Here is an 11,054-nt window from a genome sequence, read left to right as displayed (position 1 = left end):
GGCGGCCCGTGCGACGGTTCCCGCGGCGTCCCACCCGAGGACGGCACCGTCGGGAGCCTGGTCGAGTCCCCCGACCGCCTCACCGAAGTTCACCGACACCGCACGCACACGCACGAGCGCCTCGTCCGGTGCGGGTTCGGGGTCCTCGGCGGTACCGAGCCGCACCCGACCGGGGGCGGCGCGGTCGACGACGAGAGCTCGCATGCTGATCCTCCTTCTGCCAAAAGTGCCACTCTGCGACACTTGGCACAAAGTAGCATGTGGCGCAGAGTGGCTCATGGCATCGGGTGGCGCCTGGGCTAGCCTGGAGGCATGTCGACGCACTTCCCCGCCCACGCGACCTCCGAAGCCCCACCGGTGACCCCGATGGGCCTGCGGGAAAGGAAGGTGAGGCAGACCCGTGACGCCCTCGTCGACGCCGCGCTGGAGGCGTTCTCCGAGCGCGGCTTCGCCGACGTGACACTCGACGAACTCTGCGCCGCGGTCCAGGTCTCCCGGCGCACGTTCTTCCGGCGCTTTCGCAACAAGGAGGACGTGGTCCTGGCGCCCATGGACGATCTGTGGGCGCGGTTCCTGGAGTGCCTCGAACGGGCACCGCTGACGGAGTCGTCGTTGGTCGGACTCCTCGGCCGGGTCCTGGTGGACGCGATCACGGGCATGCCCGAGGGGTGGGAGCGGCGCATGTCCGCCGCCACCCGCCTGTCCGACGCCACCCCGTCGATCAGGGCGGAATCGCTCGCGGTCTGCGAGCGGACGCGCACCGCGGCCATGGCCGTTCTGGAGCGACGCGTCCAGGTGGAGACCGTGGACCCGGTCGACCTGTCCTTGTCCGTACGGATGCTCGTCGCCGCCCACCAGACCGCCGTCGATCTCTGGTCGGAGGACGGGGACCGCGCGGACGCGCCGGGCCTGGCCGAGAGAACGGCGCACGTGCTCTCGGTACTTCCCCACAGCGTCGCGGCCACGGTGGCCCCACGCTGAACGAGCGGGCCGCCGGCGCACACGCGTGCGCCCCGCGCATGATGAACGTCTTCGGCCCAAAGGACACCGTCGCCGGCGGAGCCGGTGCGCACCACGGACACCGCGAGGGCCCCGACCGACGATCACCGGGCGGGGCCCTCGCCGAGCGAGCTCTGGACGCTACTCCTCGGCGTCGGTGAAGTGCCCGACCCGCTCCGGGTTCAGGTGATGCAGAGCCGTGGCGATGCTGGACAGAGCCTTGGCCTGCGCCAGGGAGGCGAAGAGCCGAGCGCTCTCCAGATCCCCCTTTTGCTCGGCCGCCACGGCCTTGTCCGCGAACTGGTCGATGCCGGTGCTGGTGAACCCCATCGAGACCCCCGGTGTTGTTGAACGCGCAGATGGGTGTGTCACCAGCTTAGGCTTCAGGTGACGGGCGTCACTCTTGACGCGCCCGCCACCGAGGGGCACCTGCCAACGGTCACGCCGAGCTCCCCCGGCCACGCCAGGGGCGCTCGCGAACAGCGGCGCACACCTCCCGGCCACCGGGGCCTCCACCGGCCTGGCGGCACGATTCCCGGGCGCCGATCCCGCGAGTCCGGGCCGCACCTCGGTCGAGAGTCGACCCCGCCCCCCTGCCACCGGGAACGCAAAAAGAGGCCCACTCGCAAGTGGACCCCTCAATGACCTGCTATTTCTCTGTCGGGACGGCGGGATTTGAACCCACGACCCCTTGACCCCCAGTCAAGTGCGCTACCAAACTGCGCTACGTCCCGTCCGCTGGTCGACGCCGTCTCCGGCGCGACCAACGGAGATGACTCTATCGCATGATCCGGGACGTTCGCACCACGGCTCGGGCGACGTCGACCCGTACCCCGGGCAGGTGCACGGCGGTCGGGGTTCTCCTCGCCGAACAGCTCCGGGGCCACGCCACGGCGGACGGCACCGCGGGAACGCGCGGACCCGCCCCGGCGGCGGACGGCGTGTGGACGACCGGGGCCCGGTCTCGTCACTCCCCCGGTGCGCGGGGAGCACCGCGACGAGGTGTCTCACGGCCCGTCCACGGTCGCACTCCACCCGAAGACGCCTCGCGCACGGTGCTCGGACACGCCCACCCGAGTGCGCAAGAACGGTCAAGCGCGTCCGGGGGCCGGGTGAACATACTGGTCTCATGACCGACCCCACCTCCGCCGCACCGTCCGGACGCGACCGACTGCGGGAGCTGCTCGACGCCGTCCTGGCCGAGGACAACACCCGGCTCAGCGACATGGCCGGGCAGGCGCACGCCTCGCCGTTCCACTTCAGCCGCACCTTCGCCCGCGACACCGGGGAGTCACCGGTGGCCCTGCGCCGCAGAGTGCTGCTGGAGCGGGCCGCCTGGCAGATCGGGCAGGGCACCGGTGTCACCGACGCCGCGTTCCTCGCCGGCTACGCCTCGGTGGAGGGGTTCACCCGCGCGTTCGCGCGCGCCTTCGGGCACCCGCCCAGCGCCACCACGGAGGGCAGCGAACGGTGGCTGCCCGCACCCAACGGGGTCCACTTCCATCCACCGTTCCACCTGTGGGTGGAGGAACACCCGAGGGGACGGCCCGGCATGGACCTCACCGCCTTTCAGGTGCACCACGACGTCGACGACACGGCCCGGCTCATCGAGGTGGCCGCCGGGTTGCCGGAGGAGGAGTACCGGAAGGTGCGCTCCCCCGGTCGGACCGTCCTCGGTTGGGACGGCCCCGAGGAGTCGATCGCGCAGACCCTGGACCACCTGGTGTGGTCGAAGGAGGTGTGGTTGGCCTCCATCGAGGGGGCCGACTTCCCCGACCGCGGGGGTGAGGACCCCGCGTCCCTTCGGACACGGCATCGCGAGGTGGGCGCCCGCTGGATCGCCACGGTCGGCGACATCGGACGGCGCGGAGCCTGGGGCGACCGGCTCATCGACGCTCTGTGCGACCCGCCGGAGAGTTTCGTTCTGGGCAGCGTCGTGGTGCACGTGCTCACCTTCGCGGCGCACCGCAGGCAACTCGTGCGGCACATGGTGCGGGAGGCGGGTGTGGAGATGGACCACGGAGACCCGATCGAGTGGCTACAGGATCGCTACGGAGGAACGACATGACCAGGACCGTCTACGAGACCGCCACCAGCCTGGACGGCTTCATCGCCGACCCCGAGAACTCCCTGGAGTGGCTGTTCGCGGTGGAGGGAGCGCAGGAGGGCGGCTCGAACAGCGAAGCGATCGACGAGACCGCCGCCTTCATCGACGGCGCCGGCGCGATCGTGCTCGGCGCCACCACCTACGAGTGGATCCTCGAACACGAGGGTGATCGGCCCTGGCAGTACCAGGCGCCCACCTGGGTGCTCACCCACCGCGACCTGCCGAGGATCGAAGGCGATCTGCGGTTCGTCAGCGCCGACACCGACGAGGAGCTGCGCACGCTGCACCAGGAGATGGTGAAGGCCGCCGAGGGGAAAGACATCTGGGTGGTGGGCGGAGGACGGATCGCCGCCGACCTGGCCCGGTTGGGGCTGCTCGACGAGGTGCGGGTGTCGGTCGCCCCGGTCAGCCTGGGCGGCGGCGCCCCCCTGCTGGACGGCAGGGTGGAACTGCGCCCGTTGTCGGCGAGGCTCCTCGGCGCCTTCGCCTGCCTGCACTATGAGGTGGTCAAGCCCTGATCCTCGGGGGCGGCGCGTGTGGCGGTCGACTCCGCCTCGGCCAACAGACGCGCCGCCTCGGCCACCCGGCCCTCGTCGAGCACGGGGATCCCGTGGGCGCGGAGCAGGTGTGCGGTGACGCCCTCCCCCGCCACCTTGTGTCCGGCGAAGGTGCCGTCGTACATGTCACGGGAGCCGCAGGAGGGGCTGGACTGTTGGAGCAGCGCCACGGCCACCCCGTGCTCCAGCGCGGTGGCCACCGCCGCGCGGGCTCCAAAGACGAAGTGCGCGGTCACGTCCGCGCCCTCGGGGGTGAGGATGCGGGCGCATCCGGCGAGGACGTCGGCGGCGTCGGCTCCCGGCTCGATCTCGGCGGGCGGCCGGGGCACGGGCAGGCCGCCGGAGATCTCGGGACAGTGCACGACCAGGCGCCCCTCCGCCCTCCAGCGTTCGACGGTGGTGTCGTCCACCGGTTAGGCCCGTCCGTCATAGCGAACCCGGCGACCCATCAGACAGGCGCTGACCAGCACTTTGCGCATACCGTCACGCTACCGGGCCGTCGACACGTCCACATCCCACCGTTATTTCACCTTAAGTGCTTATGTAGGAACGCACAGTGAGATCATCGAGGGAGAGACGTGAGCGACACAGCACCCGACGGTGGCGCGAGCCCCGACGGCCGGGGGACTCTGAGCACCGACCATCACGCCACCCGCAAGGCCGTGACGGCGGCGGCCATCGGCAACGCGACCGAGTGGTACGACTTCGGTGTCTACAGCTACCTGGCCGTGACGATCGGCCTGGTCTTCTACCCTTCCCAGTCGGGCGGCGTGCAACTCATCGCCACCTTCACCACCTTCGCCGCCGCCTTCCTCGTCCGTCCTCTCGGCGGCATGTTCTTCGGTCCGCTCGGTGACCGGGTCGGACGCAAGCAGGTGCTCGCCTTCACCATGCTGCTCATGGCGGTGAGCACCTTCTCGATCGGGCTCATCCCGTCGGCGGCCGACATCGGTATCGCCGCGCCCATCCTGCTGTTGGTCGCCCGCATGTTCCAGGGCTTCTCCACGGGCGGCGAGTACGGCGGCGCCACCACCTTCATCGCCGAGTACGCACCCGACCGCCGTCGCGGTTTCCTGGCCTCGTGGTTGGAGTTCGGCACGGTCAGCGGTTACGTCGGAGGCGCCTCGATCGTCACGCTGATGACGGTGGCCCTGGGTTCGGAGGCCATGCAGGACTGGGGGTGGCGCGTCCCGTTCCTGCTCGCCCTGCCGTTGGGCGCCATCGGCCTGTACCTGCGGATCAAGCTGGAGGAGACACCGGTCTTCGCGGAGAACACCGACGGCTTCGCCAAGGATTCCGAGGGGGACCGGCGCAAGGGTCAGCTGCGGGAGACCATCGTGGGTCAGTGGCCCGCCATCCTCATGTGCGTGGGCCTGGTACTGGTCTTCAACGTCAACAACTACATGGTGACCGCCTACCTGCCCACTTACCTGGACGCCGAACTGGGCTACAGCACCGCGATGGGTCTGGTGGTGACCCTGGGCGCGATGGTGTTCATGTTGGCGACGGTGACGACCTTCGGGCGGTTGAGCGACCGGGTGGGCCGCAGACCCGTGCTGCTCTCCGGCAGTCTGTTCGCGATCGTCCTGTCACTGCCCGCCTTCTGGCTCATCCAACAGGGCAGTCTGTGGGCGGTCGGTTTCGGTGTGGTGGTCCTGGCGATCACCCTGGTCCACTTCTCCGGGGCCGCGCCCGCGGCCCTGCCCGCGTTCTTCCCCACCAAGGTCCGCTACGGCGCCCTGGCGATCAGCTTCAACCTCTCCGTGGCGCTGTTCGGTGGCACCACCCCGCTCGTCGCCGAGTCGTTGGTGCAGTCCACCGGCAACCTCTACGCTCCGGCCTGGCTGGTCATGGGTGCCGGAGTGGTGGGCGTGCTGGTGGTGTGGCGCATGCAGGAGAGCGCGGGCCGGCCACTGCCGGGCGCACCCGCCATCCCGGTACCGGAACGCGGCCCGGTCGACCGTGGGCCGCTCCCCTACCCGCGCCCCGACGGGGACGCGGGGGTCACCGTGCAACGGAGCAACGTGCGGCGCCTGCCCACGGACTCCTGACCCCACGCCCCCGGGCGCTCCGTCCCCGGCGGGGCGCCTTCGTGGCCCGGTCGGCCACCGTGCGCACACGACGGAGGGCTCCCCGATCACGGGGAGCCCTCCGGACATCGGACCGGTCGCGCTCAGTGGTCCTCGAAGTGCGGCGACGAGGTCAGCGTCGGCCGCCGCCACGCGGCTTGCGGTCGGGGCGCACACTGCCCTTGGAGGCGCGGCCCGGGGCGCCGGCCTTCTTCTCCCGAATACGCATGCTGAGATGCACCGGGGTGCCCTCGAACCCGAAGTCCTCGCGCAGACGCCGCTCGATGAAGCGCCGGTAGTTGTCCTCCAGGAACCCGGTCGTGAACAGGATGAAGTGCGGCGGACGCGCTCCGGCCTGGGTGGCGAACAGGATCTTGGGCTGGCGACCACCGCGCACCGGCGGGGGTGTGGCGGCCACGAGCTCCTTGAGCCAGTTGTTGAGCCGGCCCGTGGGAATGCGCTGGTTCCAACCGTCCAGGCTGGTCTCGATCGCCGGGACGAGACGCTCCATGTGACGGCCGGTGGCCGCGGAGATGTTCACCCGGGGGGCCCAGGACACCCGCGCCAACTGCCGGTCGATCTCCTTCTCCAGATAGATCCGGCGCTCCTCGTCGAGGATGTCCCACTTGTTGAAGGCCAGCACCAGACCGCGACCGGCCTCGACGACCTGCTCCACCACGCGGATGTCCTGCTCGGCGAGCGGTTCGCTGACGTCCATCAGCACCACGGCGACCTCGGCCCGCTCCAGGGCGGTGCCGGTGCGCATGGTCGCGTAGTAGTCCGCGCCCTGCAGGGCCCGGAACCGGCGCCGGATACCGGCGGTGTCGATGAACTTCCACGTCTTGCCGCCGAGCTCGATGAGCTCGTCGACCGCGTCGCGTGTGGTGCCCGCGACGGAGTCCACGACCACCCGGTCCTCACCGGCCAGGCGGTTGAGGAGGCTGGACTTGCCGACGTTGGGTCGACCCAGCAGGGCCACCCGCGGAGGACCGTCCTCGCCGTCCTCCTCATCTTCACCCTGGGGGGTCTCGGGGAAGGCCTCCACCAGGGCGTCGAGCATGTCACCGGTGCCGCGACCGTGCAGGGCACTGATCGGGAAGGGCTGACCCACACCGAGGTTCCACAGGTCGAGGGCGTCGGCCTCCTGCCGACCACCGTCCACCTTGTTGGCGGCCAGGACGACGGGACGCTCGGTGGCGCGCAGCACCCGGGTGACGGCCGCGTCGGCGTCGGTGATGCCGACGGTGGCGTCCACGACGAACAGGATCACGTCGGCGGTCTGCGCCGCGTACTCGGCCTGTCGGGCGACCATGGCGGCCAGTCCGCTGACGCTGGTCTCCCATCCGCCGGTGTCCACCAGCGTGAACCGCTGGTTCTGCCACTCCGCGTCGTAGGCGACCCGGTCACGGGTCACACCCGGCACGTCCTCGACCACGGCCTCGCGACGGCCGATGATGCGGTTGACCAGGCTGGACTTGCCGACGTTGGGTCGACCCACCACGGCCACGACCGGCAGGGCCGCCTCGGTGTCCTCGGACTCGTGTCCCACGGTGGACACTTCGAACTCACTCATACACTCTCAACTCCCGGTTCGAGGTCCTCGCGCGCCCAGGATGCGTGCCGCGAGGATGCGTTGATTCGACGCGATCGCCACGTGAATCACTGCGGGCGCCTCGTGCGAGGCGCCCGTACTGCCACAGGGTGAACCCCTGTGGCGGGTTCGGTGTTCCCCTCGGAAGGGGCGGTGGGGCGGGTCGCCCGCACCGTCGACGCTCGGCCGGACCTACTCGGCCGCGACCTCGTCGGCCAGCTTGACCACGAGGGCGACGACCTCGTCCAGGGTCAGGCCGGTGGTGTCCAGCTCGGTGGCGTCCTCGGTCCTGGTCAGCGGCGAGTGGACACGGCTGGAGTCCAGCTTGTCGCGGCGGGCCAGATCGGCCTGGGTGGCCGCGACGTCACCGGTGCGGACCTCCTTGCTGCGGCGCTGGGCGCGGGCCTCGGCGCTGGCGGTGATGAACAGCTTCACCGGAGCGTCGGGGGCCACCACCGTGGTGATGTCCCGGCCCTCCACCACGATGCCGGCCGACTCGGCCCTGGCCGCGGCGATGACCTCGCGCTGGGTGCGCACCAGCAGCTCACGCGCCTCGGGCACCGCCGAGACGGCGCTGACGCTGGTGGTGACGTCCTTGCCCCGGATGTCGGCGGCCACGTCCCGGCCGTCGACCTCCACGGTGGGGGCGTTCGGGTCGGTTCCCATGGTGATCACGGGGCGTTCGACCTGGGCGGCCACCGCGGCGGGGTCGCCGACGTCCACCCCGTGGTGCAACATCCACCAGGTCAGGGCCCGGTACATGGCCCCGGTGTCGAGGTAGCGCAGTTCCCGCGCCTTGGCGACACCCTTGGCCGTGCTCGACTTGCCCGACCCGGAGGGACCGTCGATGGCGATGACGATACCCGTGCCCTGCGCGCTCACTACTGCTGACTCCCTCGACCGGTCCAGTGTCTGCCGACGCCCCAGCCTACCTTCGGGCGGGTCGCCCTCGCGCCACGCCCGGGCGCCCCGCACCCCGTCCGTCACACCCCCGGGTGGACCGACCACCCGTCGGCCGACAGCGCCACGGCGAGGGTGTCCACCGCCTCGGGCAGCACGTACAACTCGGCCACACCCAGGGGCAGACCGGGGCTGTGCTCGATCCGTACGTCCTCGATGTTGACCCCCGCGGTGGCCGCCGCGGCGAAGAGCCGGCCCAGCGCGCCGGGTTGGTCGGGGATGACCACGGGGATGACGGTGTACTCGGGGCGGCGGACCGACCCGTGCTTGCCGGGGATGCGCCCCTGGCCGGAGCGTCCCCGCTCCAGCAGGTCGCGCACGGGGGCGGGTCGCCGGGCGTCGACGCCGTCGTCGGCGGCCTCGGCGCAACCGCGCAACGCCTCGGCGGTGGCGGCCAGGTCGGCGGCGACCTCGCCCAGCACCCGCGCCACCGGAGCGGCGTTGTGCGTGAGGATCTCCTCCCACATGGCCGGGTCGCCGCCGGCGATGCGTGTGACGTCGCGGACACCCTGGCCGGCCAGGGCCAGCGCGGTCGCGTCACCGGCGAGCAGACGCGCGGCCACGGCGGAGGCGGCCACGTGCGGAGCGTGGGAGACCAGGGCCACGGCACGGTCGTGGGCGCCACCGTCCAGCACCAGCGGGTCGGCCCCGCACAGGCGGGCCAGCTCGGTCACGGCGGCCACGGCCCCCGGGTCGGCCTTCGCCGTGGGGCACAGTGCCCAGGACCGGCCCAGGAACAGGTCGGCGCGGGCGGCCCCGGGACCGTGCTTCTCCCGCCCTCCCATGGGGTGTCCGGGCACGAACGTCGCCATGTCACAGCCCAGCCGTTCGGCCTCGCGCAGCACGCTCACCTTCACGCTGGCCACGTCGGTGTACACGTGGGCCAGGCCGCGGTCCTGAGCGTCGCGCAGCACCCTCGGGATGACGTCCGGCGGGGCGGCGATCACCGCGAGGTCGGCCGGGGCGACCGTGTCCGCTTCGTCCAGGGGACGTCCGGCACCCAGGTCACAGGCGAGCCGCAACGACGCCGGGTCGGGGTCGGACAGTGTGACGTCGACGCCGTGCTCACGCAGGGCCAGCGCGATCGAGGTGCCGATGAGTCCGGTGCCGACCACCGTCACCCCACGCGGTTCGGTCCGCCGCTCCCCGGCCGTGCCGCTGCTCACTCGCGTACTCCCCGTCTCCGACCTACTCCTGAAATCCCCAGGGTACGGCCTCGCGACGGGGGCGCTCCACGCGTGAGCCGCGCCCTACTGCGCGATGTCCAGTCGCAACGCCTGCGCGCCGCGCAGGTACACGTGCTGGATGTCGGAGCGGGGCCGGTCCGTCTCGACATGGGCCATGAGTCGGATCACCCTCGGAAGGGCGTGCGGCACGGCGATCTCGGTGGCGCACATCAGCGGAACGTCGGCGAAACCGAGGCCGCGGGCGGCCAGGGCCGGGAACTCGCTGTTGAGGTCGGGTGTGGCGGTGAACACCACACTGATGACGTCGTCGGTGGCGAGCCCGTTGCGCCGCATCACCTCGGAGACCAGCTCCGCGGTGGCCTCCAGCACCTGCTCGCGTTCGTCCGCGTCGACCTGCACCGCTCCACGGATGGCCCGTACCGCCACGTTCTGTCCCCGTCTCGTCCACGTTGTGCGTCCCGGCCGCCCCGCGTACGCGCGACGGCGGCCGCCCCGGTTGTGGGGCGACCGCCGTCAACTGTATCGACAGCGCTCGGTCAGAGCCCCGCCGCCTTGTACAGTTCGCCGACCTCACGCTGGCTGAGCGCACGCATGGTGCCCAGCTTGAGGTTGTTCAGGTCGATCGGGCCGACCTGGGTGCGGGCCAGGTCCGAGACCGGGTGGCCCACCTCCTCCATGAGGCGACGCACGATGTGCTTGCGCCCCTCGTGCAGACGGATCTCCACCATGGCCTGCTGGTCGTCGTTGTCGACCACCCGGAAGGAGTCGACCTTCACGGGGCCGTCCTCCAGTTCCACGCCCTTGGTGACCTCGCGCACCACACGGTGCGGCACCGGGCCGGGCACCTTGGCGACGTAGGTCTTGATGACCTTGTAGCGCGGGTGCGTGAGCCGGTTGGCGAGGTCGCCGTCGTTGGTCAACAGGATGAGACCCTCGGTCTCGGTGTCCAGGCGACCGACGTGGAAGATGCGCTCCGCGGTCTGACCGGTGTAGTCGGCCAGGGTCGGACGCCCCTGGGGGTCCCACATGGTGCTGACCACGCCGCGGGGCTTGTTCAGCGCGAAGTACAGCTTGTCCGGGGCCGTGACCACGCGCATGTCGTCGACACGGATCTCGGAGGCCTCCGGGTCCACGCGGGCGCCGAAGCGACGGACGACGTGACCGTCGACACTGACGCGACCGGCGGCGATCATCTCCTCGCTGGCCCGACGACTGGCGACACCGGCCGCCGCGAGCGCCTTCTGCAGACGGATGCCGTCGGGGACGTCCGTGTAGGAGTCACGGTCGTCGCCGTGGCGGTCGTCGTCGCGCGGGTCGTAGTCGGCGCGCAGCGCGTTGAGGCGCTCACGGGCCGCCTTCGAGAGCTGATTCTCGTTCTTGACGCCATCGGCCGGCGCGGGGCCGCGCTGGTCCGTGCGTCGGCCGCCCCGATCGTCCCGGCGGGGCCGGTCGTCCCGGCGCGGTCGGTCATCACGACGCGGACGGTCGTCGCGACGGTCCCGGTCACCCCGGAAACCACCACGGTCGCGGTCATCCCGACGCTCGTGCGAACGACCACCACGGTCATCACGACGCTCGAAGGAA

11 protein-coding genes, 1 tRNA gene and 1 pseudogene are annotated in these 11,054 nt (G+C 71.3%); 4 read left to right on the top strand and 9 right to left on the bottom strand.

Annotated elements, in window-relative coordinates:
• A pseudogene (locus DSY14_RS24030) lies at window positions 1-204 on the bottom strand (alcohol dehydrogenase); the annotation flags it as partial.
• Window positions 205-312: 108 nt separating this feature from the next.
• On the opposite strand from DSY14_RS24030, the gene DSY14_RS24025 reads away from it, so the two are divergent.
• Window positions 313-981, top strand: a complete 669-nt coding sequence (locus DSY14_RS24025) for a TetR/AcrR family transcriptional regulator (protein ID WP_211718890.1) — start codon at window positions 313-315, stop codon at window positions 979-981.
• Between the two features lie 159 nt (window positions 982-1,140).
• Here the strand turns inward: DSY14_RS24025 and DSY14_RS24020 are convergent, their stop codons facing one another.
• Both DSY14_RS24020 and DSY14_RS24015 read right to left on the bottom strand, forming a co-directional pair.
• The gene (locus DSY14_RS24020) at window positions 1,141-1,329 is read right to left on the bottom strand and encodes a hypothetical protein (protein ID WP_211718889.1); all 189 of its coding nucleotides are present in this window, start codon (window positions 1,327-1,329) and stop codon (window positions 1,141-1,143) included.
• A gap of 330 nt (window positions 1,330-1,659) precedes the next feature.
• A tRNA-Pro gene (locus DSY14_RS24015) sits at window positions 1,660-1,733 on the bottom strand.
• Between the two features lie 395 nt (window positions 1,734-2,128).
• Between DSY14_RS24015 and DSY14_RS24010 the strand changes: the two genes are divergently transcribed.
• Together DSY14_RS24010 and DSY14_RS24005 are read left to right on the top strand one after the other, a co-directional pair.
• Window positions 2,129-3,067, top strand: coding sequence for a helix-turn-helix domain-containing protein (locus DSY14_RS24010; protein WP_211718888.1), 939 nt, complete (start codon window positions 2,129-2,131; stop codon window positions 3,065-3,067).
• Window positions 3,064-3,624 carry a dihydrofolate reductase family protein gene (locus tag DSY14_RS24005; RefSeq protein WP_211718887.1) on the top strand — a complete coding sequence of 187 codons (561 nt, stop codon included), beginning with the start codon at window positions 3,064-3,066 and terminating at the stop codon, window positions 3,622-3,624. The genes DSY14_RS24010 and DSY14_RS24005 overlap by 4 nt, the downstream gene beginning before the upstream one ends.
• On the opposite strand, the gene DSY14_RS24000 is transcribed toward DSY14_RS24005, so the two are convergent.
• Entirely contained in the window at window positions 3,603-4,073 is a 471-nt protein-coding gene (locus DSY14_RS24000; protein WP_307851318.1) for a DUF523 domain-containing protein, read from the bottom strand. The two genes, DSY14_RS24005 and DSY14_RS24000, sit on opposite strands and share 22 nt — an antisense overlap.
• 168 nt (window positions 4,074-4,241) lie before the next feature.
• Between DSY14_RS24000 and DSY14_RS23995 the strand changes: the two genes are divergently transcribed.
• Window positions 4,242-5,714 (top strand): MFS transporter, encoded by a 1,473-nt coding sequence (locus tag DSY14_RS23995; protein ID WP_211718886.1) that lies wholly within the window; start codon window positions 4,242-4,244, stop codon window positions 5,712-5,714.
• 151 nt (window positions 5,715-5,865) lie between these two features.
• On the opposite strand, the gene der is transcribed toward DSY14_RS23995, so the two are convergent.
• The 5 genes from der to DSY14_RS23970 all read right to left on the bottom strand — a co-directional run.
• Window positions 5,866-7,305 carry a ribosome biogenesis GTPase Der gene (gene der / locus DSY14_RS23990; protein ID WP_211718885.1) on the bottom strand — a complete coding sequence of 480 codons (1,440 nt, stop codon included), beginning with the start codon at window positions 7,303-7,305 and terminating at the stop codon, window positions 5,866-5,868.
• 210 nt (window positions 7,306-7,515) lie between these two features.
• Window positions 7,516-8,205, bottom strand: a complete 690-nt coding sequence (cmk, locus tag DSY14_RS23985) for a (d)CMP kinase (RefSeq protein ID WP_211718884.1) — start codon at window positions 8,203-8,205, stop codon at window positions 7,516-7,518.
• 101 nt (window positions 8,206-8,306) lie between these two features.
• Complete coding sequence (locus DSY14_RS23980) at window positions 8,307-9,449, bottom strand: prephenate dehydrogenase (protein ID WP_211718883.1); 1,143 nt, start codon at window positions 9,447-9,449, stop codon at window positions 8,307-8,309.
• 84 nt (window positions 9,450-9,533) lie between these two features.
• Entirely contained in the window at window positions 9,534-9,896 is a 363-nt protein-coding gene (gene aroH, locus DSY14_RS23975) for a chorismate mutase (RefSeq protein ID WP_211718882.1), read from the bottom strand.
• A 110-nt stretch (window positions 9,897-10,006) separates the two neighbouring features.
• A partial coding sequence (locus DSY14_RS23970) for a pseudouridine synthase (protein WP_211718881.1) occupies window positions 10,007-11,054 on the bottom strand: 1,048 nt, incomplete at its 5' end.

The sequence above is a fragment of the Nocardiopsis sp. MG754419 genome (assembly GCF_018207095.1).
GTDB lineage: Bacteria > Actinomycetota > Actinomycetes > Streptosporangiales > Streptosporangiaceae > Nocardiopsis.
The sequence above is the reverse complement of the archived record's forward strand: the minus strand, read 5'-3'. Positions and strand labels throughout refer to the sequence as shown.